The sequence below is a fragment of the Nocardia goodfellowii genome, from assembly GCF_017875645.1.
Taxonomy (GTDB): Bacteria; Actinomycetota; Actinomycetes; order Mycobacteriales; family Mycobacteriaceae; genus Nocardia; species Nocardia goodfellowii.
In genome coordinates, this window is sequence record NZ_JAGGMR010000001.1 from 842,928 (window position 1) to 869,354 (window position 26,427).

Here is a 26,427-nt window from a genome sequence, read left to right on the forward strand (position 1 = left end):
AGTTAAATGGTAACGGTTTCCATTATGATCTAAGCCACTGACAGATCCCGTAATTCCAGGAGCACCCCCACGTGAACACCCGTTTTGCCATCAAGCTCACCGGCGTCGCCGTGGGGATCGCGACCGCACTCACGCTGACGGCCTGCGGCAGCGCCGAGGACTCGTCCGGCAAACCGAGCGTGGTTGCCTCCACCAACGTGTGGGGTTCGATCGCCGCCACCATCGCGGGCCCGGACGCCGACGTGCGCTCGATCATCACCGACCCCGCCGCCGACCCGCACTCGCACGAGACCTCGGCCGTGGAATCCGCCCAGATCAGCGACGCCGATCTGGTGGTCTACAACGGCGGCGGCTACGACGAGTTCATGGACAAGGCCGTCGAGGGCAAGGACAAGAAGACCGTCGACGCCTTCTCCGCGCGCATCGACCAGAGCGACGAGAACGAGCACGTCTGGTACGACGTGGAAACGGTGAGCGCGGTCGCCGATCAGATCGCCAGCGCACTCGGTGACATCGACGCCGACCACAAGCCGGGCTACACCGACCGCGCCGCCGCGTTCAAGGCGAAGCTGAGCGCGATCTCGGCCGTCACCGCCCAGATCGCCGCCCAGCACCCGAATACACCCGTGCTGCAGACCGAGCCGCTCGCGCACTACCTGCTGCTCGACGCCGGCGCCGCCGACCTGACCCCGCACGACTTCCAGGAAGCGATCGAGCAGGAGACCGACCCGTCACCCGCCGCTGTCGCCGAGACTCGCGATCTGCTCACCGGTAAGCGAGTGCGCGCCCTGGTCTACAACGTGCAGACCGAGGACAAGGTCACCAAGGATTTGCGTGGCCTCGCCGCCGCCGACGGCACGCCGGTGGTCGAGGTGACCGAGACCCTGCCCGAAGGCACCGATTACATTCAGTGGCAGACCCGGAACGCCGAGGCGCTCGCCTCCGTCTTCAAGTAGCCGTCATGACCAAGGGAGTCGCGCTGCACGCACCCACACCGCCTCCTACGTCGGCTGCCGGGTCGCACGCCGAGCGGATAGCACCGCATTCGCTCGACAGCGCGGCTGCCGTACGCCTCGAAGGCGCCACGCTCTCCTTCGGCGAACGCACCCTGTGGGAAGGGCTGGATCTCGATGTCCGGCCCGGCGAGTTCATCGCGGTCCTCGGGCCCAACGGTTCGGGCAAGACCTCGCTGATGAGAATCCTGCTCGGTCAGCTCGCGCTCAGTTCCGGTTCCGCCTTCATCGCCGGTGCGCCGGCACGCGTGGGCAATCCGGCCATCGGCTATATCCCGCAGCAGAAGACGATCGACGCCGGCGTGCAGTTGCGCGGGATCGACCTGGTCGGGCTTGGCGTCGACGGGCATCGCTGGGGTCTCGGGCTGCGTGCGCGCGCCGAGCGTAAACGCAAGGTGGCCGCGGCGATCGCCGATGTCGGTGCGGAACAGTTCGCCGGTGCTCCGCTGGAAACCATGTCCGGTGGCGAGCAGCAGCGACTGCGGGTGGCGCAGGCGCTGGTCGGCGACCCGAAGGTGCTGCTCTGTGACGAGCCGCTGCTGTCCCTGGATCTGGCCAACCAGCGACTGGTGTCGGAATTGATCGACAAGCGTCGCCGGACCCACGACACGGCGGTGCTTTTCGTGACCCACGAGATCAATCCCATTCTGCCCCTGGTGGATCGGGTGCTGTATCTGGTCGACGGGAAATTCCGGATCGGGAAGCCGGACGAGGTGATGACCTCCGAGGTGCTCTCCGAGCTGTACCAGACCCAGGTCGACGTGTTGCACGTCCGCGACCGGCTGGTCGTCGTCGGTACGGGCGACACCCTGGACGCGCTGGGCGCGGCGGGCGCCCAGCACTGCAAGGGCGACGAGGTATCCGCCTGATGGACAAACTGTCCGGCGTGCTGGCGAAGATATTCGACTTCTCCACCACCGCACACCTTTTGACCTATCCGTTCGTGTGGCAGGCGCTACTGGCCGCGGCACTGCTCGGACTGCTCTCCGGCGCGATCGGACCGCTGATCGTCAGCCGGCAGATGTCCTTCGCCGTGCACGGCACCAGCGAACTGTCCCTGACCGGTGCGGCCGCGGCGCTGCTGGCGGGTATCGGCGTCGGCGTCGGCGCCATCCTCGGCTCGGTGATCGCCGCCGTGCTCTTCGGCCTGCTGGGAACCAAAGCGCGCGAACGCGATTCGGTGATCGCGGTCATCATGTCCTTCGGCCTCGGCCTCTCGGTGCTGTTCCTCTGGCTCGGCCCCGAACGCGCCGGATCCAAATTCTCGCTGCTCACCGGCCAGGTGGTCAGCGTCGGCTACAGCGGGCTCGCGCTGTTGATCACCTGCACCGTCGCGGTACTGGCCGTGCTGGCGGCCGTTTACCGGCCGCTGCTGTTCGCCAGCACCGATCCCGAAGTGGCTGTCGCACGCGGTGTTCCGGTACGCGCCCTGTCCGTGGTGTTCGCGGTGATGCTGGGTATCACGGCCGCCTTCGGCGTCCAGATCGTCGGTGCGCTCCTGGTCCTCTCGCTGCTCATCACCCCCGCCGCTGCCGCCGCCCAGCTCACCGCGAATCCGGCGCGTGCCACGGTCCTCGCGATCGTCTTCGCCGAGATCGCCGCCGTCGGCGGCATGCTGCTCTCCCTCGCCCCGGGCGTTCCGGTGTCGACCTTCGTCACCACGATCTCCTTCCTGATCTACCTCCTCTGCCGAGTCGTCGGCTCCCGGCAGCGCAAACTCGCCCGCGTCCGCTGACCCCGAATCCAGATCGCCACGTGGATTACTGTGGCGCCGTGGGGGTATCGGAGTAAACGAAGTCGAAGTTGGTCTGGAAAGTGTCACCCGCCGCGGCGATCGCCCGGCACAACGAGGAGTCAACACTTGATGAGCAAACTACGTAACACCGCCGCGACCGCGATCGCCATTGCCGCCGCCGGTCTGGCCCTGGCCGCACCGCAGGCTTCGGCCGAGATCGGCACGTCGGTCATCATCGCGGGCGGCGGTCTCAGCAATGGGTTCGGCACCGGCTGCACCTACAACGTGATCGCGAACAGCAACAACACCGCGCGCGTGGACGTTTCCGACAACGGCGTCTGGATCGGTGCGTCGGAGGGCAGCCCCAGCCCGAAGACGCACACCATCAAGTGGACGCCCGCGACCACCGGGACGCACACCTTGCTGGTCACCCAGGGCGCGGACAGCAAGACCATCGTCCTCAACGTCGGCACCGGGATCAACGGCGGAAGTTCGTGCCTGGTCATCTAGCGATTCGCTAGAGCTCGGCGAGACGCTCCAGCGCTCGTTCGCGGGGCAGGGCCGCGCCGTCGCGGTAAGCGCGCCGGTAGGCGTCCGCGCCGAGCCGCTCGATCAGTTCGGAAGTCAGCGCCACGAGCCGCGGTTCACCGTCGTCGAAGGCCCCGCGAATGGACTCGCTGAGGCCGAGGGCGGTGGCCGCGACTTTCGGATCGCCTTCCAGGACAAGCAATTCGGCGAGTAGCTCCGCCGCGTGCGCGACGCCGGCGGAAACGCCCCAGCCGCGCTGCCCGGCCAAGGCCCGCGGCCACTGACCGCGGGCTCCGAGGGCGTCACCGGCGGCGAGCAGGTTGGCCATGCGGGCCCCCGCGATCAGGTCGGCGGCCATGTCACCGGGTAGTCGCAGACGGTCGGCCAGGAGCTCCAACTGGTCGACCGCCTGTTCGGCGGCATCGAGTTCGCCGGTACGCCGGTGCAGTTCGGCCACGCTGAACAGGATCTCGGCGGCGAGGCGGCGGTATCCGTGCTCCTTGGCCCGGCGCTGGATGGCTTCGATATCGCGGCGCGCGCCGGTCAGGTCACCGCTGCGCATGCGTGCGGCGATCAGCTGGGTACGGTTCTGGAAAATGTCCGCCTCACCGCCCAATTCGGCGCTGACCGCGACACCGCGCTCGAAAAACGCGATGGCCTCGGCATATTCGCCGCGCAGCGAGTGGATGCGACCGACAGCGAGCAGCGCCATGCCTAGTCCCCATCTGTCGCCGACGGCTTGGAAGTCACGCAGGGCGGCCACACGGGCCTGGGCTCCGGTGGCCAGATCGCCCCGCTCGGTATGGACGTGGTCGCGCATCCACTGCGCGCAGGCGCGTACCCACGGATCGGGTGCGGCGAGGCCACGCGCGAGCAGTCGCTCACTCACCTCGATATCGCCTGCGGGGTAAGCCAATTGAACCGCGAACATCAGCAGCGTCGGATGCAGGTCCAGCGCACCCACGGCTTCGCACTCCGCGATCAGTTCGACGATGGGGTCGGCGTCGGTCAGCGGCACACCCACCATCAACCGGATCAACCGGAGCGCCGCCCGCGTGCGCTCCGGTAACTGGTCCCCGAAACGCAGTACCTGCTCGAGGAAAGTTTCGAACTGGGTGCTCAGGCCGCGGATGCCCCAGTACCAGAACAGCGCGGTGACGAATCGTGCCGACAACTCCGCATCCGCACGCGTCAACGTGAAACGCAGTGCGGCCACGATGTTCTCGTGCTCGGCGTCCAGAACCGACAGCGCCCGCAGCTGATCCCGGGTACGCAGCAGCGGCTCATGCGCTTCGGCGACCGCGAGATAGTGCTCGGCGAAGCGGACACCTAGATCGTCTCCGGCACTGCGGAATCGGTCAGCGGCGAAGGCGCGGATGGTTTCCAGCATCCGGTACCGATCATCCCCGGAGACCTCGACAACGGACTTCTCGACCAGCGCGCCGACCACATAGACCACCTCGCCGGCGGGCAGCGCGTCATCGGAGCACACCGCCTCCAACGCCGCCGAGGTCGCGCCACCGGGGAATTGCGAAAGCCGGCGCGCCAGTACGCGTTCCGGCTCATCGAGCAAGTCCCAGCTCCACTCGACCAATGCGAGCAAGGTGCGCTGGCGGGGCAGTGCGGTCCGGCTACCGGTGGTGAGCAACCGGAATCGGTCATCCAGGCGCTGGACGATCTGGTCGGCACTCATCGAGCGAAGTTTGGCCGCCGCCAGTTCCAACGCCAGTGGGATGCCGTCGAGGCGGCGGCAGATCTCCAGCACGGGCATCGAGGTGCGGGCATCGAGGACGAAATCCGGTCGGGCCGCGACCGCCCGGTCGACGAACAACCGCACCGCGGGCGCTTCGGCGATCTCCGCCACATCCGGTACACCGCCGGGGATCCGCAGCGGTCCGAGCGGGAACAGCGCCTCGCCGGCGATGGCCAGCGGCTCGCGGCTGGTGGCGAGGATCCGCAGGTCCGGCAACCGCTCGAGCAGCTGGTCGGCGAGGTCCGCCACGTCCTCGATCAGGTGTTCACAATTGTCCAGTACAAGGATCGCCTCGCCCACATCGAGCAGGCCGATGATCCGGTCGACGCCCTGAGCGGTGTCGTCGGACGGCCGCCGGTCCCGCGCCCCGATCGCCCCGAGCACCGCCTCGCCGACCGCGCGCGCCGAGGCCAGCGGCACGAACCACACCCGTCCATGCCGCGCCGCCGGATGCCGCGCCGCCACCTCGGCCGACAACCGGGTCTTACCCGCGCCACCGGAACCGACCACGGTCACCAGCCGGGCGTCAGCGAGCAGACCGGTCACCCGGGTCAGCTCCGCTTCGCGCCCGACAAAACTCGTGCGCTGGAACGGGATTCGACTCGCCATCGTCTCCGCCGGTGCCGCGGTACCAGTCGCGGCCGATCGATCGAGCTCGCCACGTAACAACGCGAGATGAATCTCCCGCAGTTCCGCCGATGGATCGATCCCGAGTTCGTCCGCCAGCCGCGTGCGCACCTGCTCATAGACCGCCAGCGCGTCGGACTGCCGCCCCGCCGCCGCCAGGGCTCGCATCCGCAACCCCGCCAGCCGCTCGCTCGAAGGCCGTTCCGCCGCAGCCCTTTCGAGGTCGGCCAGCACCTCGCCGAATCGTCCGGCCCGCAACTCCGCGTCGAACCGGTCCGCCGCGGCACTCCCCCGCAGGTCCGCCAGCCGATCGGCCACCGGCTCCGCGAACGGCGCGTCCCGGATATCCGCCAGCGCCGGTCCCCGCCACAACTCCAGCGCGCTCCGCAACACCGACGCCGCCGCCTCGATCCGACCCGCCGCCAACTCCCGCCGGCCCTGCGCCGCCAACTCCTCGAACCGGACCGCGTCCACGTCCGCCGCGTCCACCGACAACCGATACCCGCCCGCCACCAACTCGACCGTGCCCACGCCGCGCAGCGCCTTCCGCAACCGCGACACCAACGCCTGCAACGCCCCTGCCGCCGCCCTCGGCGACTCCTCACCCCACAGCCCGTCTATCAAGGCGTCCACCGACACCGGCCGCCCCGCCGCCAACGCCAGCCGAGCGAGCAGCATCCGCACCCGAACCCCACCGACCTCGACGGCCACCCCGTCGTCGCCATGCACCGAGACGACCCCGAGCAACCCGATCCGCACCCGCTCAGCTTCCCAGAACCCCCACCCTCGAGCCACGGCGAGCAGTCAGAGCGACCCGCAACTGAGCGTCCGGGTGATAGCCGTCGTCGAGGGCGGCCGCGCCCGGCCCGGCGCTCCGTAAGGAGAACCGGGCCTCGAGGTTTCGGGCGTGTGGCAACGGCCGTCGGTAAGCAACACCCACCTGGGCCGGTGCAAGAACTCCGTCGTTAAGCGGTGCGCAACCTCCGCCGTCACCCAATGAGCAGCGCGATCAGAACCAGCACCGAGCCGCCGAAAACGATGGTGTGGCGGGCGTAGGTGAGGTGTCGCATGACCCAGCGAGGGAAGGCGCGCTCGGCTGCGTCGAGGAAGGCCGCGACATCGATCCGGGCCAGTTCGGGGTCACCCTTCTTGGCGAAGGCGGCGGTGACGCTCTGGACGGCGGTCAGGTTGCTGTAGATGATCAGCACGTTTGCCAGCAGGACGATGCTTTGGAAGACCCAGGAGAGGGTCTGCCCCCAGCCGCTGCCGGCGAGGTTGAGCGCGGCGGCGGCGAGCATCATCAGGGCGAAAGTAACCGGTGCCCAGGTCTCGTGACCGCCGGCGTCGAAGCGAAGTCCGTTCTCCTCCAGCACTTCCGGGCGCACCCCCTGACGGGCCAGTTCCTGATCGGCGGCGGCTTTGGCCGCGGGGCCGAAGCGGTGCCGCACCACGGGAATGCTGACGAAGGCGAGGGCGATCAGGATTTGGGCGATGGCGGCGGCGGTGAACATTTCGGTGGACTCCTCATCGGGTGGTTCTCGGCGGGGCCGTGGTGGCCCGCCCTGTGCTGAACCAAACGATGCCGAGCGCCGCTGACAGCGCTCCGACAGCGCGCTGACAGCCCCGGACCAACTCTGATGGCAGCCGCCTTCAGTCAGCGTTGGCGGGTTTCGTATGCTCGACCGCAAACGCCGCCGACCGAATGGTGACCAGGATGATCGACTTCACCCTCCCCGCCGACCTCGCCGCCGAACGCGACCGCGTGCGGCAGTTCGTCATCGACAAGGTCATCCCGTTCGAGAAGGATCCGCGCCTGACCTCGCATGGACCGACCGACGAATTGCGCCAGGAACTGGTGGAACTCGCGCGTGCGGAGAAGCTGCTGACCGTGCAGGCGCCGGTGGAATTCGGCGGGCGCGGACTGACCCACGTGGAACAGGCGGTGATCTACGAGGCGGCGGGCTGGTCCACCCTCGGCCCGGTGGCGATGAACTGCGCCGCCCCCGACGAGGGCAACATGTACCTGCTCGGCAAGATCGCCAACCCGGAGCAGATCGAACGCCACCTGATACCGGCCATCAACGGTCTACAGCGCACGGTATTCGCGATGACCGAGCCCGACGGCGCGGGTTCGGACCCGAACCAGCTGGCCACCGAGGCCGTGTTCGACGGCGAGAACTTCATCATCAACGGCCGCAAATGGCTGATCACCGGCGCGAACGGCGCGAAGAGCTGGATCATCATGGCCCGCGTCGCGCCGAATCCGCATGTGCCGGAAGGCCCCACGCTGTTCCTCACCGACGGCGACCAGCCCGGCATCATCATCGAACGCACCATGAACACCATGGACCGCAACTACGTCGGCGGCCACGGCGTCGTGCGTTTCGAGAACCTGACGCTGCCCAGGGCAGCGCTGCTCGGCGAGACCGGCCAGGCGCTGCGCTATGCCCAGCTGCGGCTGGCCCCGGCTCGCCTCACGCACTGCATGCGCTGGCTGGGCGCGGCCGAGCGCGCGCAGAGCATCGCCGTCGACTACGCCAAGACCCGCACCGCTTTCGGTAAGCCGATCGGCGAACACGAAGGCGTGTCGTTCATGCTGGCGGACAACGAGATCGCGCTGCACCAGTGCCGCCTGACCATCTGGCACGCCTGCTGGCTGATGGACCAGGGCGAAAAGGCCCGGCACGAGAGCTCGATCGCGAAAGCCTTCGTCTCCGAGGAACTGTTCAAGGTGACCGACCGCTGTGTGCAGGTGCTGGGCGGCATCGGCATCAGCGACGAGACCGTGGTCGAGATGATCTTCCGCGATATGCGCGCGTTCCGCCTCTACGACGGGCCGACCGAAGTCCACAAATACGCCATCGGCCGTCAGATCCTGCGCTGAGCGATCCCGCTGAGCCGGTGTCGCGGCAGGTCCGGCCCGGCTACCATGCTGTGTCATGAGTTCGGAACTGCTCGTCGATGTCTCCGCGGGCATCGCCGTGCTCACGCTCAACCGGCCCGCCCAGCAGAATGCCTTCACCCCGGCGATGGCCGCCGAACTGAGTGCCGCGCTACACCGCTGCGACGCCGAGGACGCGATTCGCGCGGTGGTCATCACCGGGACCCCGCCCGCGTTCTGCGCGGGCGCGGATCTGTCCCACCGGACCGGCGAGGTCAGCGCCACCATCGACCCGCCGCCATGGCAGGTGCGTAAGCCGGTGATCGCCGCGGTGAACGGGCACGCCGTCGGCATCGGGCTGGCGCTGGCCCTGCAGTGCGACCTGCGGTATATGGCCCGGGACGCGGTGTACGGGTTGAATCAGGTGCGCCGCGGCGTACTCGCCGACGGCTACGCCCATTGGACGCTGCCCCGGCTGGTCGGCATGGCCAACGCCGCCGACATCATGCTGACCGGGCGCACTTTCGACGGCGAGGAAGCCAAGGCGATGGGCCTGGCCAACAGCTGCCTGAACGGGGCCGAGGTGCTGCCGACCGCGCTCGCGGTGGCGCACGACCTCGTCAACGGGTCGGCGCCGCTTCCGGTGGCGCTCACCAAACGGCTGATGTGGGAGGGGCTCGGCATGAGCCCGACCATGGTGGGTCAGCTGGAGACCGACCTGAACCAGCATGTCGGCAAGAGCATCGACGGCGGCGAGGCGATGGCGGCGTTCCGGGACCGTCGTCAGCCCAACTGGACAGGCAGCGTCAGCACGGAATGGCCGGCCTGGGACACCAAGCCGGGCGCCGAACGCCCCGTCCTGGACTAGCCCCCACCCGTCGGCTGGCCGTCCGCAGAGGTTTCAGGCCCGGCCGCTCAGGGCGACCAGGATGAACAGGATCGCCATGATGACCATGAGGACGGTGCCGACGATGCCGAGCATGTACCCGACCATCACCTGAGCCCGGCCACCATAGGCGCCGCCGGACGCCTCGATCTGATCGAGCGCGCGCTTGCCCAGCGCCCAGGCCACCGGCCCCAGCGCACCACAGCAGAATATGCTCAGCGCGCCGAAGAACAGCACCATATTGGCATGGGGATGCTCAACCGGCTGACCAATAGGCACCTCGGGTATGACCACACCCGAATTCTACGGTGGCAGTGTGTTTTTGGCGGGGCCTATGGCACCGCGTGTTCGCGGCCCCGCTTATCCGGGGAGTTGCCGGCTCAGATCCGGCGCTGGCGAGCTACTTCCGAGAGCACGACGCCCGCCGCCACCGAGGCGTTCAAGGACTCGACCGGACCGGCCATCGGGATGCTCAGAATCGAGTCGCACGTTTCGCGGACCAGGCGGGACAGGCCCTTGCCCTCGGAGCCGACCACGATGACGGTGTCCATGCTGCCGTCGAAGGTGTCCAGGGTGGTGTCGCCGCCGGCGTCGAGGCCGACGATCTGGTAGCCCTTCGAGGCCCAATCCTTCAGTGTGCGGGTCAGATTGGTGGCCCGGGCGACGGGCAGCCGGGCGGCCGCGCCCGCACTGGTGCGCCAGGCGACGGCGGTGACGCTGGCGCTGCGCCGGGACGGAATCAGCACACCGTGGCCACCGAAGGCCGCCACCGAACGAACGACGGCGCCGAGGTTGCGGGGGTCGGAGATATTGTCCAGCGCCACCAGCAACGCGGGCTCGCCGGTGCCGCGCACCCGGTCCACCAGGTCGTCCGGGTGGGCGTAGCGGTACGGCGGCACCTGCAGCGCGACACCCTGGTGCATGCCGTTGGCGCTGAGCCGGTCCAGGTCGGTGCGCGGCACCTCCAGGATCGAGATCCCGGCGTCGGCGGCCGTCTTCACGCTCTCGGTGAGCCGGTCGTCGTTCTCGGTGCCGACGGCCACGTACAGCGCGGTCGCGGGGACACCGGCGCGCAGGCATTCCACGACCGGGTTGCGGCCGAGCACGAGCTCGGGCCCGTCGTCACCCTTGCGGGTACTCGGGCGACCGGCCGCGCCGCGAGGCGAGGACTTGGCCGCCGCCTTCGCCTTGGCGGCGGCGCGTTTGGCCGCGGGGTGCTTGGTGCGCGCCTCGGCGGGCGGGGTGGCGCCGCGCCCCTCGAGCCCGCGCCGGCGCTTACCGCCGGAGCCGACCACCGCACCTTTCTTGGTGCCGCCCTTGCGAATTGCCCCTTTACGTTGCGAATTGCCTGCCATCAATCGGCCTTTCCAGGGGGACGGTGCGCCGGCGGAGCTTGCGCAGCCGGCGGGGTGGGTGGATTCAGGGTGCCCAGAGACCATTCCGGACCGGTGGGTGTGTCGGTCACTTCGATGCCGGCGGAGATCAACCGGTCCCGGGCCGCGTCCGCGCTCGGCCAGTCCTTGTTCGCGCGGGCCTGCTGACGGCGCTCCAGCTCGGCGCGCACCAGTACGTCGAGGGCTTCCATGGCTGCCGAGGAATCCTCGGCGGTGTGCCACAGCGGGTCGAGCGGGCACACGCCGAGAATGTTCAGCATGGCCCGGACCTCGCCGCACAGTTCCCGAGCGGCGTCGAGATCGCCCGAATCCAGCGCCTTGTTGCCCTCGGTCATCACCCGGTGCACCTCGGCACGGGCGCGCGGCACGGCGAGATCGTCGTCCATGGCCGCGGCGAACTCCGGGGTCCACTTGCCGACCGGCACCTCCCCGGCACGCTCGATCACCCGGTGCACGAAGGCTTCGATGCGCTGATACTCCAGGGCGGCGTCGTTGAGCGCCTTGTCCGAGTACTCCAGCATCGAGCGGTAGTTGACACCACCGAGGTAGTACCGGAGTTCAACGGCGCGAACACGTTTGAGCACATTGGGCACCGACAGCACATTGCCCAGCGACTTGGACATCTTCTCCCCGCCCATGGTCACCCAGCCGTTGTGCAGCCAGTACCGGGCGAAGCCGTCCCCGGCGGCCTTGGACTGGGCGATCTCGTTCTCGTGGTGCGGGAACACCAGATCCATTCCGCCGCAATGGATATCGAATTCCGGCCCGAGATAGGCCTCGGCCATCGCGGAGCACTCCAGATGCCAGCCGGGACGCCCCGGACCCCACGGCGAGGGCCAGTGCGGCTCACCGGGCTTGGCGGCCTTCCAGAGCGTGAAGTCGCGCGGATCGCGTTTGCCCATGCCCGCGCTCTCGCCCTGGTGCACGTCCTCCAGCTTGTGGCCGGACAGCTGGCCGTATTCCGGATAACTGACCACGTCGAAGTAGACGTTGCCCTCGGAGGCGTAGGCGTGCCCGCGGTCGATCAGGCGCCGCATCAACTCGACCATCTGGGTGATGTGCCCGGTGGCCCGGGGCTCGATGGACGGCGCCTGCACGCCCAGCGCCCGGTAGGCGTCCTGGAACGCGCGCTCGTAGGTGGCGGCCCACTCCCACCAGGGGCGACCGGCCTCGGCGGCCTTGGTCAGGATCTTGTCTTCGATATCGGTGACATTGCGGACGAACAGCACGTCGTAGTCGTGTGCCTGCAGCCAGCGCCGCAGGACGTCGAAGGCGACTCCGCTGCGCACATGCCCGATGTGCGGCTCACCTTGCACGGTGGCGCCACACAGGTACACCGACGCACATCCGGGGACCAGGGGCGCGAATTCGCGCATGGTCCGCGTGGCGGTGTCAAAAAGGCGCAGAGTCACGGCATTCGATCCTAGTCGGTGTTCAATTTCCGGTACCTGCGGCACCGGGTGTGGGCGGCAGGTCGTAAAAACCCCGCCGAACGGGCGAGCGGGCCGAAAGAATTAGCTAACAGCGAGCTGACAGCAAAGCGGTGGCAATTGCCGCGACGCCTTCGCCGCGGCCGGTGAGGCCGAGTCCGTCGGTGGTGGTGCCGGAGACCGAAACCGGCGCGCCGAGCAGTTCACCGAGCACTTCTTGGGCTTCGGCGCGGCGCGGACCGATCTTCGGGCGGTTCCCGATGACCTGTACAGCCGCATTGACAACTTCGAATCCGGCTTCGTCCAACAGCCGGATTACTTCCTTCAGCATGGCGGCGCCGGAGACATTCGCCCACTCCGGCCGCCCGGTGCCGAACACCGCGCCCACATCGCCGAGGCCGGCGGCCGACAGCAGCGCGTCACACAGGGCGTGCGCGGCGACATCCCCGTCGGAATGGCCGGCGCAGCCGTCGTCACCGTCGAACAACAGCCCGGCCATCCAGCACGGCCGGCCCGGTTCGATCGGATGTACGTCGCTGCCGATACCCACTCGCATGTTCACGACGATCGCACACCCGCCGACCGCAGCTTTTCGGCCAGCATCAAATCGAGCGGCGTAGTGATCTTGAAAGCCAGCGGGTCGCCGGGGATGGTGCGGACTTTGGCGCCCAGCATTTCGACCAGCCCCGCGTCGTCGGTGGTATGCACATCCAGTGCGTACGCGGCGCGCAACAATTCGGCCGAAAAACCCTGCGGCGTCTGAATCGCGCGCAACTCGGATCGGTCGGGGGTGCCGGTCACCACACCGGTCGCGTCGACGGACTTGATGGTGTCGACCACCGGCAAGGCCGGGACGACAGCCGGATGCCCAGCCTGGAGTTCGGCGGTGACCCTGGCGATCATCTCGGGCGGGGTCAGGGCACGGGCGGCGTCGTGCACCAGGAAATAGGCGGCGTCGGGAGCCGCCGCGATACCGGCGCGCACCGAATCGGTGCGCTCGGCGCCACCGACCACGACCTGCACCGTGCTGGGTGAGAGAAATCCCCCACATCCGCCGCCGGACGCGGAGGGATCTCTGGATCTTCCGACCGGATCGAAGGCCGGCAGCAGGGCGACTGCGGCCTCGACCAGTTCGGCGGGGACCATGACGATGATCCGGTCGACCACCCCGGAGGCGATCAAACCGTCGACGGCGAGCCGGACCATAGGCGTGCCGCCGACCTCGACGAACGCCTTGGGTTTTGCTTCACCCAGACGTACGCCGCGACCGGCGGCAGGTACCAAGGCAACGACAGCATCGCCGTTGTCAGAGTTGTTGTTCATCCCGAGGAGGCTAGGAAGCCGCTGCGAGAACCTCATCGAGCAGCGTCTCGGCCTTGCCGTCATCGGTGCCCTCGGCGAGCGCGAGCTCACCGACCAGGATCTGACGCGCCTTGGCCAGCATGCGCTTCTCGCCGGCGGACAGGCCGCGATCCTGCTCACGGCGCCATAGATCGCGAACGACCTCGGCCACCTTGTTCACATCGCCGGAGGCCAGCTTTTCCAGGTTGGCCTTGTAGCGCCGCGACCAGTTGGTCGGCTCTTCGGTATGCGGCGCCCGCAGCACCTGGAAGACTCGATCGAGACCCTCCTGGCCGACGACGTCGCGCACTCCGACATATTCAGCGTTTTCCGCAGGAACGCGAACAGTCAGGTCGCCTTGTGCGACCTTGAGGACCAGATACTCTTTCTGCACACCCTTGATGGTGCGAGTCTCGATTGCTTCGATCAGCGCCGCTCCGTGGTGGGGGTAAACGACGGTGTCTCCGACCTTAAAAATCATGTGTCCCGTGCCCCTTTCGATGTTCACAGTTTAACATGCGACTCGGTAACGGCGCGATCAACTGTGCAGGTCAGGGCCACAACGAGCATATCGCGGGGGTTGACAGAACGGGCGTGGTGTGCATTACGTTGTGCCAGAACGGGATACCCGCACGCACTTTCCCCGCCCAGCCCCCTGAACCCTTCCGGCAGCCGCTCGGCAACCGGAACAGACGGTGGCGAACCGTTATGCAATGGATGCCCGGCGCCCGGGCGTGGCAAACGGAAAGTGACGGGCATCGCCCGCCAACACAAACCCGACATTCGCCGACGCGAAGCGGGCTACTACGCTTCTGGCCTACTACTCTCTGTAGCGGAGTGAGCCGAGCTCGGACATGGAGGACAACCGTGACTGCCTTGAATGCTGTGAACCGTCGCGTGGCCGCGGTTGCCGCACTCGCCGCGAGCGCGGCGCTGACGCTGACCGGCTGTAGTGCGGGGCAGATCTCGCAGACCGCCGACCAGGTCGCCGCCGTCAACGGCAACAGCGCCGACGTCGAGAAGATCGCGCTGCGCAATGTGCACATCGTCTTCCCCGGCAACGGCTACAGCAACGTCAAGGGCGAGAAGGCGCTGGTCGCGCTGTCCATCATCAATATGAGCGAGTCCGTCACCGACGAGCTCACCAGCGTCGACACCGACCTGGGCCCGGTCAAGATCACCCCGCCGGCCGGTGAATCCACCTTCGTGCTGAAGCCGCAGCAGAACGTGGTCACCGCCACGGCGCCGGCCGGCGCCACCGCCACCGACTCGCACGCCGGGGATTCGCACGGCGAGTCGTCCACGCCGACCACGCCGCCCAAGCAGCAGAGCGACGTTCCCGCGGCGAGCCCGGCCCTGATCGAGATCACCGGCCTGACCAAGGACATCACCCCCGGCCTCACCTACAAGCTCCGGTTCAACTTCAAGAACAACGGCACCGTGGTCGTCGACGTACCGGTCGACGCGGCCACCGCCGAGCGCAAGGTGACCGACAAGTCCGGCCCCGCCGAAGCGGGTCACGGCGGCGGCGGGCACTGAGCCGCCACACCGAACGCCGAAGGCTGCCGCACCCCGGGTGCGGCAGCCTTCGTTTTGTCGGTAGCGCTCCGTAGGGTGCGCTTGTGGCCAAGACCAAGCCGATCTACCGGTGTTCCGCCTGCTCCCACGAGGTAGCGAAGTGGGTGGGAAAATGCCCCGACTGCGGCGCCTGGGGTTCGGTCGACGAGGTGGTGGTCTCCGCCGCCGCGGCGAGCCCGTCCCGGCGCGCCATGCTGCCCAGCACCGCGGCCGCGCCGCTGTCGCAGATCAATTCCACCGTCACCCAGGCGCGTTCGAGCGGGGTCAGCGAACTGGACCGGGTACTCGGCGGCGGGGTGGTCGCGGGTTCGGTGGTGCTGCTCTCCGGTGAACCCGGGGTCGGCAAGTCGACGCTGCTGCTCGAGGTGGCTTACCGGTGGGCCAGTCAGCGCGCGGAGACGGCGCTGTACGTGACCGCCGAGGAATCCGCGGGGCAGGTGCGCTTGCGGGCGGACCGGACGGGCGCGGTGCACGAGCGCGTGTATCTGGCGGCGGAATCGGACCTTTCGATCCTGCTCGGGCATGTCGAGCAGGTGCGGCCCACCCTGCTCGTCGTCGACTCGGTGCAGACCATGCTCGCGCCCGAGGTGGACGGCGTGATCGGCGGCGTCACCCAGGTGCGCGCGGTGACCTCCGCACTGACCTCCCTGGCCAAGACGACCGGCATCGCGGTGCTGTTGGTCGGGCACGTCACCAAGGACGGCAATGTGGCGGGTCCGCGCACCCTCGAGCATCTCGTCGACGTGGTGCTGCAATTCGAGGGCGACCGCAACTCGACGCTGCGCATGCTGCGCGGCATCAAGAATCGTTTCGGCAGCGCCGACGAGGTCGGTTGTTTCGAACTGCACGAGGACGGCATCGCCTGCGTGGACGACCCGTCGGGCTTGTTCCTGCACCACCGGACCGAATCGGTGTCCGGCACCGCGGTCACCGTGGCCATGGACGGCAAGCGCCCGCTGGTGGCCGAGGTACAGGGACTCACCGTGGAGACCGAGCAGCCACAGCCGCGCCGCGCGGTGAGCGGGCTCGACTACAACCGGGTCGCCATGGTGCTGGCCGTATTGCAGAGCCGCGCCAAGGTTTTCGTCGGCAAACACGATGTGTACGCGGCTACCGTCGGCGGCATGCGGCTGGTGGAGCCGACAGCCGATCTGGCGATCGCGCTGGCGTTGGCGAGCGCGGTGTCGGAGGAGGCCCTGCCCGCGGGCTGGGTGATACTCGGCGAGGTCGGGCTGGCGGGCGAGGTCCGCAAGGTCACCGGTATCGGCCGCCGGCTGGCCGAAGCCGAACGGCTCGGCTTCACCGACGCGGTGGTCCCGCCGGGCACCGAGCGGATGAAGGGCTCGAAGATGAAGATCCACGAGGTCGCCGATGTGAGCGCGGCCCTCCGGGTCACCGGCCTTCCGCGCGGGAAACGCAAACAGAAGTCGGCGAAGGCGGAGGAACGGCCCCGTCTCGCCGCCGTACCCGACGGCGCGGAGGCCTTCGACGAGCAGCCGACGTTCTAGTGCCTCAGGCGATATTGAACGGCTCGGCCGCGCTGCGCACCGAACCGAGCTGAGCCACCACCGAATACGCGCCCGGCTGGACCGGCAGCCGCGCGCCCGCGCAATTGGGCTGCGAGGTGGATCCGGACCAGGTGACCTGGAATGCCGCCTGTTCGCCCCGATTCAGCGTGCGCACATCCGGCTGACCGTCCGGATAACAGTCGGTGCTCGACCACAGCCGCTTCTGGCCGTCCAGGGAGTACACCGAGATCTGCTGCAACCCCGAACCCACGTCCCGCGAGCACGCGTTCGCGGAGATATTGGTGATCACGATGCCGAACACCGGCTGCTCGCCGGACTTGTAGGTGGGCTGCTCCACCGTCACCTTCACCGCCAGCGACTGATCGGAACACTGGCCCTGGGCGGCCGGCGCCGCACTGGCCGCGGCGGGCGGCGAACTCGGCGCGGCGCTGGAAGCCGCCGCGGCGGCGGCATCGGGAGTGTGGGCGGGCTTGCTCTCGCCCGCCGGCTTCGCCGTCGTGGTGACACTGGCTGCGGCGGCTGTCGGATCGCCGGTGGAATTGCCGCCGCGCGCGATCATCACCGCGAGCCAGATCACCAGCGCGACCGCGAGTACGAGTATTCCGATAGCGAAAACGCGACGACGCCAGTAGATCTCCGGAGGCAGCGGTCCAGTCGGTTCCAGCACTCCTCAAAGGTAAGGGCACCGCTGGGCAACCGGTCTCTCCGACCTCGGCGTGTCGAGTCGAGTCCGGTTGCCGCGTCAGCGGGAAAGTGGTGGGTCAGGCCGATTCGCCGATATTGCCGACCACTCGATGCAGGTTCACCTTGCCTTCGGCGAGTTTGTAGGTGACGCAGGCGATCGCGAGTTCGCCGGTCGCGACCCGGTTGGAAATGATCATGGAGCGCTGCGACAGCAGGCGCGCGGTTTCCTCCACGTGCCGGGCTTCCAGTTCGTCGACCGTGGCCAGGCCCTCCCGGCGGCCGATCAGGATCGACGGCGTGACCTTCTCGACCACGCTGCGAATGAATCCGCCGGGCACCGCGCCACCGTCGAGGGCGTCGATGGTCGCCTTCACCGCACCGCAGCTGTCGTGGCCGAGCACCACGATCAGCGGCACGTTCAGCACCTGCACGCCGTACTCGATCGAGCCGAGCACCGAGCTGTCCACCACGTGGCCGGCCGTGCGCACCACGAACATGTCGCCCAGGCCCTGGTCGAAGATCAGCTCGGCGGCGACACGGGAATCACCGCAGCCGAACAGGATCGCGGAGGGATGCTGGCCGTCGACAAGTTTCGCCCGGTCGGCAGCCCCTTGGCTAGGATGCAACAGCGTTCCACTTACGAAACGCTCGTTGCCTTCGCGCAGGGACTTCCAGGCACTGATCGGGTTGGAATCAGGCATACCGTTCATTGTGCACAAGGGAATGGGTTACCAGCGAGTCCGGCGCGTTACGGCACGGCAAATATCGACTCGCCGCGGTGTGGCAGGGATGGTGAAGTGATAGACGTCGAGGTTCTGCTGGACTGGTATTCCGATACCGCGCGCGACCTTCCGTGGCGACGGCCGGGGGTCACGGCCTGGCAGATCTTGATGAGCGAGATCATGCTGCAGCAGACGCCGGTGGTGCGGGTGCAGCCGATCTGGCTGGAATGGGTGGCCCGGTGGCCGGTGCCGTCGGCGATGGCGGCCTCGTCGCAGGCGGAGGTGCTGCGGGCCTGGGGGAAACTGGGCTATCCGCGGCGGGCGCTGCGGCTGCACGAGTGCGCGCGGGTGCTCGCCACCGAGCACGGCGACGAGGTGCCCGCCGAGGTGGATGTCCTGCTCGGGCTGCCGGGTATCGGCGCGTACACCGCCCGTGCGGTGGCCTGTTTCGCCTATGGGCAGCGAGTTCCGGTAGTGGACACCAATGTTCGTCGAGTGGTGGCGCGGGCGGTACACGGCCGGGCGGAGGCGGGTAACCCGTCCGCGCGCGATCTGCCGGAGACCGAAGCGCTGCTGCCGGTGGAGATCGACCGCGCCGCGAAGTTCTCCGCCGCGCTGATGGAGCTCGGGGCGACGGTGTGCACGGCGCGCGGTCCGGAGTGCTCGGGGTGTCCGTTGCCGCGCTGCGCCTGGGTCGAGGCCGGGCGGCCGGCGTCCGACATCGTCCGCCGGGTGCAGAAGTACGAGGGCACCGACCGGCAGGCCCGCGGCCGGCTGCTGGACGTGCTGCGGGACGCGAGCGGGCCGGTGGAGCGGGTGCGCTTGGATCTGGCGTGGACCCGGGATCCGGGTCAGCGTGCTCGCGCGCTGGATTCGCTGCTGGTCGACGGGCTGATCGAGCAGACCGCGGACGGACTGTTCGCGCTGGCGGGCGAGGGCAGCCCGGCCGGTTAGAGGACGCGGCGGAGGAAGTTCTCGACTTCGGCGCGGTAGGCCTCGGGCTGGTCGTCGTGCACCAGATGCCCGGCCTCGGGAATCAGCGCGTGGGCGGCATTGGCGTTGACGGCGGCCATCTCCCGCATCTGGCCCGGCGGCGTGATGCTGAATTCGCCCTCCAGCAGCAGGATCGGTGCGCGCACCGCCCGCCACTCCGCCCAGAAGTCGCGGCTGCCCCATTCCTCGGAGATATCGCGGAAGGTGCTGACCGCGCCGTGTAATCGGTAGCCGTCGGGGCCGTGCTCGAAGGAGTTCAGGAAGTAGCGGCCCGCCACCGGGCCGAAGAACTCCAGCACCGCGTCCGCGTCCGGGAACGGCTGCGGCCAGGCCTCGATCATGGCGGCCCAGTGCGCGGCGGTACGGCCCCGGAAGTCAGGGGCGATGTCCTCGACCACCAAGGCGCGCACGCGCTCCGGGTGCCGCGCCGCGAACACCCAGCCGTGCAGGCCGCCCATCGAATGCCCGATCACCACCATCGGTTCGGCGATGCTCGCGGTGGCCGCGGTCAGGTCGGTGACGAACGCCTCGGTGGTCAGCTCCTCCGGTGCGGGCCGCCCGTGGCCGGCCGCGTCGAAGGTGTAGACATGCCCGTACCCGCGCAGCCAGTCCAGGTGATCACCCCAGGTGCGAGCGCTACCCATCAACCCATGCAGCAGCAGGATCGGCACCCCGGCCCCGCCCTCATCGAACAACACCAGCCAGATTCTGCCCCATCGGAGCGCGGCGGCGCGCTCTCCCCGACCCCGCCTAGACTCGGCCCATGGCTGTTGTGAAGATCAATGCGATCGAGGTTCCGGAGGGCGCGGGCCCGGAATTGGAGAAGCGGTTCGCCCACCGTGCGCACGCGGTGGAGGGTTCGCCCGGGTTCCTCGGCTTCCAGCTGCTGCGTCCCGTCGCCGGGGACAACCGGTACTTCGTTGTCACCCAGTGGGATTCGGAAGAATCCTTCGCGGCGTGGCGGGACGGCCCGGCCCGCGCCGCGCACGCGGGCAGCGGCGACAAGAAGCCGGTGTCGACCGGAGCGTCGCTGCTCGAGTTCGAAGTCGTCATGGACGTCTCCCCCAAATCCTGATCCGCTCGCACGGGTCGCCCGGCACGCCACGGCTCGCCGGGCGTTCTGCTGTGCCCGATACGCCCTGTTGACGGCAGCGGCCGGAGCCTGTCACAGTTCGAAGGACAGACGCGAGGGTGATGCGGTAATCCGGTGTGAAGCCGGAGCGGTCGCGCCACTGTGATCCATGCACCGGGTTGTCCAGGTGCCGGGAAAGCCAGACACCGGCACCCATCGCACGGACTACTCGACGGGACGCGTATCCCAAGGAGGAACTCATGGCCATCGCGCATATCCCCACCCGGACTTCCGATTCGCCGGCGACCGTGCTCGTCACGGTGGGTGTCGTTCTGCTCGCACTGCTCACGCTGTACCTGGTCGGCTTCGATCAGGGCGCCATCTCGCGCAGCGGGATGTTCCTGCATGAGTTGATGCACGACGGACGGCATCTGCTGGGGCTTCCGTGCCACTGAATTCGTCCACTCCGCAGGCTGCCGGCCCCCTCGCCGGCACTCTGAAAACCCTGCTTCTGCGTGGCCTTCTGGCCGGGTTGATCGCCGGCTTGCTGGCGGCCACGGTCGGCTACTTCGTCGGCGAGCCGAAAATCGAAGCGGCCATTGCCATCGAGGAAGCCGCCGGGGGTCATGCGCACGGCGTCGAGGAAGAGCCGCTGGTGAGCCGCACCGGCCAGCGGGCCGGTCAGTTCCTGGCACTCGGACTGGCCGGACTGGCGCTCGGCGCGATCTTCGCCGCGGTCGCGCATGTCGGACGCCGCCACACCACGATGCCCGGCCCGGCCTTCGCGCTCGCTCTGGCGCTGGGCGGCTGGGCCGCGATCGTCGCGGTGCCGTTCTTCAAATATCCCGCCAATCCGCCCGCGGTGGGTGACCCGGAGACCATCGGCGACCGCACCTGGCTGTGGGTGGCCGCGGTGGTCCTCGGGCTGGTCGCGGTGGGCGCGGGCGTCTTCGTCCACCGGCTGCTGCACGCGCAGCCGGGCAGCTTCCGGTTGATCGGCGCGGTGGCCGCGTTCGTCGCGATCGTCACGGCCGGATACCTCGCGCTGCCGGGCATCGACGAGGTGAAGGCCGATTTCCCGGCCGGTCTGCTCTGGGAGTTCCGGGTGTCCTCGCTCGCGGTCTCGGCGACGCTGTGGGCCTGCCTCGGCCTGGCTTTCGCGGCCCTGACCGAGTTCGCCACGCGCACTAGCTCTCCCGTACGAGACGGGGCCGCTACCGCGGGTTGATTTCCGTCCGGGATTTCGAGGGCAGTGTCGGTTTCATGACCGGCACTGCCTTTACCGTGTGGCCCGAACGCCTTTCGCTCGCACCGATCCGGGAACCGGCGCGGGCCCCGCGCTCGGTGTCGCTGGCGTTCAGCGCGCTCGTCGTCGCCCTGCTCGCGGGAGTCGCCGAGGCGATCGCCCAGGCCGCATTGCTGCTGGAGAGCTCCGGCGCCGAGCTGGGCGACATCGCGACCGCGCTGCTCATGCGCGGGGCGATCTATCTGGTGGTGCTGGCCGTGGCCATCCGGATGACGCACGGCGACCGCTGGGCCCGCGTCGCGCTGACCTTCGGCATCGGCGTCCTGGGCCTGGCATCGCTGCTCGTCGAACCGATCCGGGCGGTGCTGTCCGCCGACGACCTCGGCACCCTGTTCGACGACGTCACCGCGAGCGGCGTCGGTATCGCGATCTTCCGTGCCGGCCATGTGGCCGCGGTGCTGGTCGCGATCCCAGCGATGTACCACCGCACCGCGCGGCCCTACTTCCGCGCCTGACGCCACCGCACGGCTCCCCGCGCACCGGCACCCGGTGCGCGAAGAGCCAAGCGGCAGAGTCGATTACGCGAGGGCCGCGTCGAGCGAGATGTGGTCCACGCCCGCCAGCGCCTTGCTCACCGGGCAACCGGCCTTGGCGGCGGCCGCGGCGGCGGCGAACCCGTCGGCGTCCAGGCCGGACACCCGCCCGCGCACCGTCAGCTTGATGCCGTTGATCCGGAAGCCACCCGCCGGGTCCGGGCCGAGGGTGACATCGGCGGTCACGTCCAGGCTTTCCGGAGTGCCGCCCGCGTTGGCGATCTGCGCCGAGAGCGCCATCGCGAAGCACGACGAATGCGCGGCCGCGATGAGCTCCTCCGGGCTGGTGGCGCCGTCGGCGGCGTCGGCCGAACGCTTCGGGAACGACACGTCGAACTTGCCGACGCCGGAGCTGGTCAGGTCGACCAGTCCGGAGCCGTCCTGCAACCCACCGGTCCAAGCCGTGTGCGCGGTACGTGTTGGCATTACGGTCCTTTCACAATTATTCGATCCGTCGCAAAGAACCTACTCGCCGTACTCAGACCGCGAGGCCGGTACGGCGATCGAGCTGTTCGAGTACCAGCGGCCACGCGGCGCGGTGCCGATCACGTGCTGCCTCGGTAGGAAATCCGGAGTGCCGCAAGCGAAGTCGGATACCGCGCGGTTGATGCACGAACTCGATGCTGACTACGGTTTCGGCGCCCTCGGTGCCGTCCGCCCCGGTGACCCAGGTGAACTCCACCAGCCGGTCCGGTTGCAGCCGTAAGAAACGGCCGTAGTGCGGGCTGCGTTTGCCCTCGACCTCGGTCTCGAAGAAGAACGGTTCGTTCACCGCGGGCTTCATGAGCACCGAGCCGGGCGCGGCGAACCAGATGTCGAAGCCTTGCGTCAGGGCCGCGTAGAGCAGACCCGGCGGCGCTGCCATCACCCGTTCGACAGTGAGCTGGTGCGGTCGGTCGGACAGATCCGGTATCCGAACTGGCTGATCCATTCGACCGACCATACTCATCCCTCGGGATTGGTGACCCGGGCCAGCACGATGCCGCCGAGAATCAGGGCCAGCGAGAGCATCCGGCCCGCGCTGAACGGGTCCCGATGTACCAGCACACCGAGCCCGATGGCGCCGACCGCGCCGATTCCGGTGAAGACGGCGTAGGCGGTGCCGACCGGCAGGGTCTGCATGGCCCGCGAGAGCAGGTAGACCGCGAGGGCGCCGAGCGCGAAGCACACCAGCGTGGGCAGCGGTCTGGTGAAATTCTCCGTCGGCTTGATGCTCTGCGACCAGACGATCTCCACCAGCCCGGCGAGGCCGAGGACGACCCAGCTCATGTCAGTACTCCTTGCCCAATCGACGGGCCGCCGCCAGCGCGGCCCGGTAGGAATCGTCGTGCTGCGCGCGCAGGTGGGCGAGTGCCGGATCCTGACGCGAGTTGGCCAGTTCGGCGTTGAGGAAGACGGAGTCCTCGACGGCGAAATGGCCGGCGAAGAAGTCGCGCAGGTAGCGCTCCTGATAGTCGAACCGCTCCTTGGGCGCACCGGGCGAGTACGCCCCGCCGCGGGCGGTGACGACCACGAAACGAGTGCCGGCCAACGACATTCGCGGGAAGGTGATCTGGTCCAGCCAGGCCTTGAGGCTCGCCGGGATCGAATAATTGTACATCGGGGTGCCGATCAGGACCACGTCGGCGGCGCGCACCTCGGCGAGCAGCGGCACGACGACCGCCCATGCGGCGCGCTGGGCGGGGGTCTCGGCCAGATCCGGCAGCCGGTCGAGATCCGTTGTCTCCTGGGCGAGTACGTGATCGCAGAGTTCGGTCCATGCCTCGTCGATGAACGGGACCGGGTCGGCGGCGAGGTCGCGGTAGCGATAGTCGCCGTCCGGATGCTGGGCGCGCCAAGCCGCGGCGAAGGCGGAGCCGAGTTCGCGGCTGAGCGAGGTGCGGCGGGCGCTGGCGTCGAGGTGCAGCAGGGCGGTCATGAGTTCCTCCATAAGTGGACGTTGTGTCCGTTTCGCGTCTACGCTAGAACAGAACCGGACATTGTGTCCACTTATTCCGGAGGTTACGGTGATCGCTATGAGCCCAGCGGATCGCAACCTGCTCGCCACCCCTGGCGACGCCGCGCCGCCCGAACGCGCGGACGCCGCCCGGAACCGGAGCCGGATCCTCGCCGCGGCCGCGGAGCTGTTCGCGCGCCGCGATCCCCGCACCGTCACCATGGACGACATCGCCAAGGCCGCGGGCGTCGGACGGGGGACGCTGTACCGGCGGTTCCCGAATGTCGGCGCGATCGCCCTGTCGCTGCTGGACGAGCACGAACGGGCCATCCAGGAACAGTTGCTGCGCGGCGACCCACCACTCGGCCCGGGTGCGCCGCCCGCGGATCGGCTCGCCGCGTTCTACGCCGCCATGGTCGAGTTACTCGACGGCCATGCGCATCTGGTGCTCGGCGCGGAAACCGGCAGTGCGCGGTTCGGCACCGGCGCCTACCAGTTCTGGCGCGTCCATATCGGCACGCTGCTCCGCGAAGCCGCTGTACCGGAAGCGGATTCGCTGATCGAACCGTTGCTCGCCCCCGTCGCCGCCGAGGTCTATCTCCAGCAGCGCGAACGCGGACTCGGCAACGAGCAGATCGCGGCCGGGCTCCGGCGGCTTGCCCACGCCGTCTTGGGCACACGCGGAAACCGCTGACAGCTCAGCTGCCAACGATTTTCGATCGCACCGCTTCAGACGAGGTCACGCCTGCGCACGAGCCACATGGTTCCCACCGTGCAGGCCACCAGGTAGATCGCCAGCACCACAAGCGATTCCGCGCGGGACAGGATATCCAGCACCCCCGGGGTCGGCGGGCCGTCCACGGTGCGCATCGCCCCGGCCAGCGAACCGGCCGCGGTGCCGGGCAGCCGGTCCGTCACCGCCTCGAGCGGGCCGAAGATCCCCGAGACGCCACGGAGCAGGTTCTCCACCACCAGCACCCACACCAGACCCAAACCGACCGCCAGGGCCGGGCCACGGGCGATGGTGCCGATGAGCGCACCCGCCAACGTCCACATCCCGAGAATCATTGTGCCGGTGAGAATCCCGTTCAACGACTGCGCCGCCGCGGGCAGCGCGAGCGACTGCGCTTGCGACACCGCGATGAGCGAGGAAACCGCCAGATCGGCCAGGAATGCCGCGCACACCACCGACACCACCACCACCGCCAGGTTCAGCACCACCCCGCCGATCGCGCTGATCCGGGTCGGCCCCTGGGTGAGCACGGTTTTCCAGGTGCCCCACCCGTAGCCGCTGCCCATGACCAGCGCGCCGAGAATGAGCATCAGCGCGCCGCCGAACATCGCCATGCCCTGGGTGAACACCTCGGGTACCGCTGCGGGCAGCATCTGTTGCAGCAGAACCTCTTTCGGCAGGTTGTCGGACATGGCACTCGGTTCGCCGCCGGTGTAGTCCAGATAGTTGAACAGGTAGCTGAAGGTCAGGTTCAGCAGAATCCAGGTGCCGAGAATGATCCAGAACGCCGGCCACTTCCGCAGGCGCAGCATTTCCGCCCTGGCGCTCGCCAGCAAGTCGCTCATCTCACCGTCTCCAATTCGGTCAATTCGAAAAAGACTTCTTCCAAGGACTTCTCGTCGACGCGCAGTTCCAGCAGATCAGCACCGGCCGCCACCACCGCGCGGGCCGCCGCGGGCGCCGCCGCCGCGCCCGCCTCGATGCGGATGCCCGCGGCCGTCAGCAGCACGTTGCCGCCCAGCGCGTCGCGCACGGCGGGGAACGCCACCTCGAGCGGCTCGGCCCGCAGCAATAACGTGGCGGCGCCGCGCAATTCGGCCACCGTCGACTCGGTGCGCAGTGTGCCGCCGGAGATCACACCGACCCGGTCACAGATCTCCTGCACCTCACTGAGCATGTGGCTGGACAGCAGCACGGTGTGCCCGTCACCGGCCAGTGCGGTGATGAGTTCGCGCATTTCGGCCATGCCCGCCGGGTCCAGGCCATTGGTCGGTTCGTCCAGGATCAGCAGATCGGGACGGCCGAGCAGGGCCGCGCCGACCCCGAGTCGCTGTTTCATGCCAAGGGAATACGTGCGGAATTTGTCCTCGGCGCGGCCGGCCAGACCGACCCGCTCCAGCGCGTCCTCGACCTCGTCGCGACCGAGTCGGCGGTATTCGGCCAGCACGCGCAAGTTGTCCCGGCCGGAAAGGTACGGGTAGAAGCCCGGCCCCTCGATGAGCACGCCGATCCGCCGCATCGCCTCCGGAGCGCCCGGGGCCTGGCCGAGCACGGACGCGGAGCCCGCGGTCGGCCGGATCAGGCCCGCGAGCATGCGCAGCGTGGTCGTCTTGCCCGCCCCGTTCGGGCCGAGAAAGCCGTAGATCTCGCCGGTTTCGACGCGCATGGCGACGCCGTCGACGGCGGTGTGGGCGCCGTAGCGTTTGGTCAGTCCTGCGGTGACCACGATGGAATCTGTCATGCCTCGAGAATC

31 protein-coding genes and 1 riboswitch are annotated in these 26,427 nt (G+C 68.6%); of the genes, 14 read left to right on the plus strand and 17 right to left on the minus strand.

Features of this window, described 5'->3' with window-relative positions; all coding sequences use genetic code 11:
- The first annotated feature begins 71 nt into the window (after positions 1-71).
- The 4 genes from BJ987_RS03420 (at position 72) to BJ987_RS03435 (ending at position 3,258) form a co-directional block, all read left to right on the plus strand.
- Positions 72-956 (plus strand): metal ABC transporter solute-binding protein, Zn/Mn family, encoded by an 885-nt coding sequence (locus BJ987_RS03420; protein WP_209884594.1) that lies wholly within the window; start codon positions 72-74, stop codon positions 954-956.
- Between the two features lie 5 nt (positions 957-961).
- Positions 962-1,882 carry a metal ABC transporter ATP-binding protein gene (locus BJ987_RS03425; protein WP_209884596.1) on the plus strand — a complete coding sequence of 307 codons (921 nt, stop codon included), beginning with the start codon at positions 962-964 and terminating at the stop codon, positions 1,880-1,882.
- A complete protein-coding gene (locus BJ987_RS03430; protein WP_209884598.1) occupies positions 1,882-2,748 on the plus strand; it encodes a metal ABC transporter permease in 867 nt (288 codons plus the stop codon). Before BJ987_RS03425 ends, BJ987_RS03430 begins: the two co-directional genes overlap by 1 nt.
- A gap of 129 nt (positions 2,749-2,877) precedes the next feature.
- Positions 2,878-3,258: a hypothetical protein gene (locus tag BJ987_RS03435; RefSeq protein ID WP_209884600.1), complete on the plus strand. Its 381-nt coding sequence runs from the start codon at positions 2,878-2,880 to the stop codon at positions 3,256-3,258.
- Positions 3,259-3,265: 7 nt separating this feature from the next.
- Here the strand turns inward: BJ987_RS03435 and BJ987_RS03440 are convergent, their stop codons facing one another.
- Positions 3,266-6,451 carry an AfsR/SARP family transcriptional regulator gene (locus BJ987_RS03440; RefSeq protein WP_209884602.1) on the minus strand — a complete coding sequence of 1,062 codons (3,186 nt, stop codon included), beginning with the start codon at positions 6,449-6,451 and terminating at the stop codon, positions 3,266-3,268.
- A 194-nt stretch (positions 6,452-6,645) separates the two neighbouring features.
- Positions 6,646-7,167 carry a hypothetical protein gene (locus BJ987_RS03445; RefSeq protein WP_209884604.1) on the minus strand — a complete coding sequence of 174 codons (522 nt, stop codon included), beginning with the start codon at positions 7,165-7,167 and terminating at the stop codon, positions 6,646-6,648.
- Positions 7,168-7,370: 203 nt separating this feature from the next.
- Here BJ987_RS03445 and BJ987_RS03450 point away from each other — a divergent pair, with 203 nt between their 5' ends.
- Together BJ987_RS03450 and BJ987_RS03455 are read left to right on the plus strand one after the other, a co-directional pair.
- Positions 7,371-8,540 (plus strand): acyl-CoA dehydrogenase family protein, encoded by a 1,170-nt coding sequence (locus BJ987_RS03450; RefSeq protein ID WP_209884606.1) that lies wholly within the window; start codon positions 7,371-7,373, stop codon positions 8,538-8,540.
- Positions 8,541-8,595: 55 nt separating this feature from the next.
- Positions 8,596-9,405, plus strand: coding sequence for an enoyl-CoA hydratase/isomerase family protein (locus BJ987_RS03455; RefSeq protein WP_209884608.1), 810 nt, complete (start codon positions 8,596-8,598; stop codon positions 9,403-9,405).
- Between the two features lie 33 nt (positions 9,406-9,438).
- Here the strand turns inward: BJ987_RS03455 and BJ987_RS03460 are convergent, their stop codons facing one another.
- From BJ987_RS03460 to carD, 6 genes are all read right to left on the minus strand, one after another.
- Complete coding sequence (locus BJ987_RS03460; RefSeq protein ID WP_209884610.1) at positions 9,439-9,717, minus strand: DUF4190 domain-containing protein; 279 nt, start codon at positions 9,715-9,717, stop codon at positions 9,439-9,441.
- Positions 9,718-9,803: 86 nt separating this feature from the next.
- Complete coding sequence (gene rlmB / locus BJ987_RS03465; protein WP_209884612.1) at positions 9,804-10,778, minus strand: 23S rRNA (guanosine(2251)-2'-O)-methyltransferase RlmB; 975 nt, start codon at positions 10,776-10,778, stop codon at positions 9,804-9,806.
- Positions 10,778-12,229: a cysteine--tRNA ligase gene (cysS, locus tag BJ987_RS03470; RefSeq protein ID WP_209884613.1), complete on the minus strand. Its 1,452-nt coding sequence runs from the start codon at positions 12,227-12,229 to the stop codon at positions 10,778-10,780. Before cysS ends, rlmB begins: the two co-directional genes overlap by 1 nt.
- Positions 12,230-12,335: 106 nt before the next feature.
- Complete coding sequence (gene ispF, locus BJ987_RS03475; protein WP_209884615.1) at positions 12,336-12,803, minus strand: 2-C-methyl-D-erythritol 2,4-cyclodiphosphate synthase; 468 nt, start codon at positions 12,801-12,803, stop codon at positions 12,336-12,338.
- Between the two features lie 2 nt (positions 12,804-12,805).
- Positions 12,806-13,570, minus strand: coding sequence for a 2-C-methyl-D-erythritol 4-phosphate cytidylyltransferase (gene ispD, locus BJ987_RS03480; RefSeq protein WP_209884617.1), 765 nt, complete (start codon positions 13,568-13,570; stop codon positions 12,806-12,808).
- Positions 13,571-13,580: 10 nt separating this feature from the next.
- Positions 13,581-14,069, minus strand: coding sequence for an RNA polymerase-binding transcription factor CarD (gene carD / locus BJ987_RS03485; protein ID WP_040686206.1), 489 nt, complete (start codon positions 14,067-14,069; stop codon positions 13,581-13,583).
- A gap of 386 nt (positions 14,070-14,455) precedes the next feature.
- Here carD and BJ987_RS03490 point away from each other — a divergent pair, with 386 nt between their 5' ends.
- Both BJ987_RS03490 and radA read left to right on the plus strand, forming a co-directional pair.
- Complete coding sequence (locus BJ987_RS03490) at positions 14,456-15,127, plus strand: copper chaperone PCu(A)C domain-containing protein (RefSeq protein ID WP_307869445.1); 672 nt, start codon at positions 14,456-14,458, stop codon at positions 15,125-15,127.
- A gap of 83 nt (positions 15,128-15,210) precedes the next feature.
- Positions 15,211-16,674 carry a DNA repair protein RadA gene (gene radA, locus BJ987_RS03495; RefSeq protein ID WP_209884619.1) on the plus strand — a complete coding sequence of 488 codons (1,464 nt, stop codon included), beginning with the start codon at positions 15,211-15,213 and terminating at the stop codon, positions 16,672-16,674.
- Positions 16,675-16,678: 4 nt separating this feature from the next.
- On the opposite strand, the gene BJ987_RS03500 is transcribed toward radA, so the two are convergent.
- Both BJ987_RS03500 and BJ987_RS03505 read right to left on the minus strand, forming a co-directional pair.
- The gene (locus BJ987_RS03500; protein WP_209884621.1) at positions 16,679-17,362 is read right to left on the minus strand and encodes a hypothetical protein; all 684 of its coding nucleotides are present in this window, start codon (positions 17,360-17,362) and stop codon (positions 16,679-16,681) included.
- Between the two features lie 94 nt (positions 17,363-17,456).
- Positions 17,457-18,080: a carbonic anhydrase gene (locus tag BJ987_RS03505; RefSeq protein WP_209884623.1), complete on the minus strand. Its 624-nt coding sequence runs from the start codon at positions 18,078-18,080 to the stop codon at positions 17,457-17,459.
- Positions 18,081-18,176: 96 nt separating this feature from the next.
- On the opposite strand from BJ987_RS03505, the gene BJ987_RS03510 reads away from it, so the two are divergent.
- Complete coding sequence (locus BJ987_RS03510) at positions 18,177-19,055, plus strand: HhH-GPD family protein (protein WP_209884625.1); 879 nt, start codon at positions 18,177-18,179, stop codon at positions 19,053-19,055.
- Here the strand turns inward: BJ987_RS03510 and BJ987_RS03515 are convergent.
- Entirely contained in the window at positions 19,052-19,792 is a 741-nt protein-coding gene (locus tag BJ987_RS03515; RefSeq protein ID WP_209884627.1) for an alpha/beta fold hydrolase, read from the minus strand. The two genes, BJ987_RS03510 and BJ987_RS03515, sit on opposite strands and share 4 nt — an antisense overlap.
- 65 nt (positions 19,793-19,857) lie before the next feature.
- Between BJ987_RS03515 and BJ987_RS03520 the strand changes: the two genes are divergently transcribed.
- From BJ987_RS03520 to BJ987_RS03535, 4 genes are all read left to right on the plus strand, one after another.
- Positions 19,858-20,169 (plus strand): antibiotic biosynthesis monooxygenase family protein, encoded by a 312-nt coding sequence (locus BJ987_RS03520; protein WP_209884629.1) that lies wholly within the window; start codon positions 19,858-19,860, stop codon positions 20,167-20,169.
- A 70-nt stretch (positions 20,170-20,239) separates the two neighbouring features.
- Positions 20,240-20,395: riboswitch (cobalamin riboswitch) on the plus strand.
- A gap of 31 nt (positions 20,396-20,426) precedes the next feature.
- Positions 20,427-20,621: a CbtB domain-containing protein gene (locus tag BJ987_RS03525; protein WP_209884631.1), complete on the plus strand. Its 195-nt coding sequence runs from the start codon at positions 20,427-20,429 to the stop codon at positions 20,619-20,621.
- The gene (locus BJ987_RS03530) at positions 20,612-21,394 is read left to right on the plus strand and encodes a CbtA family protein (protein ID WP_209884633.1); all 783 of its coding nucleotides are present in this window, start codon (positions 20,612-20,614) and stop codon (positions 21,392-21,394) included. Before BJ987_RS03525 ends, BJ987_RS03530 begins: the two co-directional genes overlap by 10 nt.
- A gap of 35 nt (positions 21,395-21,429) precedes the next feature.
- Positions 21,430-21,927, plus strand: a complete 498-nt coding sequence (locus tag BJ987_RS03535; protein WP_209884635.1) for a hypothetical protein — start codon at positions 21,430-21,432, stop codon at positions 21,925-21,927.
- 63 nt (positions 21,928-21,990) lie between these two features.
- Here the strand turns inward: BJ987_RS03535 and BJ987_RS03540 are convergent, their stop codons facing one another.
- Genes BJ987_RS03540 through BJ987_RS03555 form a run of 4 tightly spaced genes read right to left on the minus strand, consistent with a single transcriptional unit; the run spans position 21,991 to position 23,923 of the window.
- Positions 21,991-22,431 (minus strand): OsmC family peroxiredoxin, encoded by a 441-nt coding sequence (locus BJ987_RS03540; RefSeq protein WP_209884637.1) that lies wholly within the window; start codon positions 22,429-22,431, stop codon positions 21,991-21,993.
- A 52-nt stretch (positions 22,432-22,483) separates the two neighbouring features.
- Positions 22,484-22,936 (minus strand): SRPBCC family protein, encoded by a 453-nt coding sequence (locus BJ987_RS03545; RefSeq protein WP_245365796.1) that lies wholly within the window; start codon positions 22,934-22,936, stop codon positions 22,484-22,486.
- 14 nt (positions 22,937-22,950) lie between these two features.
- Positions 22,951-23,274 carry a DMT family transporter gene (locus BJ987_RS03550; protein ID WP_209884639.1) on the minus strand — a complete coding sequence of 108 codons (324 nt, stop codon included), beginning with the start codon at positions 23,272-23,274 and terminating at the stop codon, positions 22,951-22,953.
- Position 23,275: 1 nt separating this feature from the next.
- Positions 23,276-23,923 carry an FMN-dependent NADH-azoreductase gene (locus BJ987_RS03555; protein WP_209884641.1) on the minus strand — a complete coding sequence of 216 codons (648 nt, stop codon included), beginning with the start codon at positions 23,921-23,923 and terminating at the stop codon, positions 23,276-23,278.
- Positions 23,924-24,020: 97 nt separating this feature from the next.
- Between BJ987_RS03555 and BJ987_RS03560 the strand changes: the two genes are divergently transcribed.
- Positions 24,021-24,635 carry a TetR/AcrR family transcriptional regulator gene (locus tag BJ987_RS03560; RefSeq protein ID WP_209884643.1) on the plus strand — a complete coding sequence of 205 codons (615 nt, stop codon included), beginning with the start codon at positions 24,021-24,023 and terminating at the stop codon, positions 24,633-24,635.
- A gap of 35 nt (positions 24,636-24,670) precedes the next feature.
- Here BJ987_RS03560 and BJ987_RS03565 read toward each other — a convergent pair whose 3' ends face one another.
- Both BJ987_RS03565 and BJ987_RS03570 read right to left on the minus strand, forming a co-directional pair.
- Positions 24,671-25,519, minus strand: a complete 849-nt coding sequence (locus tag BJ987_RS03565; RefSeq protein ID WP_209884645.1) for an ABC-2 transporter permease — start codon at positions 25,517-25,519, stop codon at positions 24,671-24,673.
- Positions 25,516-26,415: an ABC transporter ATP-binding protein gene (locus tag BJ987_RS03570; protein ID WP_209884647.1), complete on the minus strand. Its 900-nt coding sequence runs from the start codon at positions 26,413-26,415 to the stop codon at positions 25,516-25,518. The genes BJ987_RS03565 and BJ987_RS03570 overlap by 4 nt, the downstream gene beginning before the upstream one ends.
- Positions 26,416-26,427: the final 12 nt, after the last annotated feature.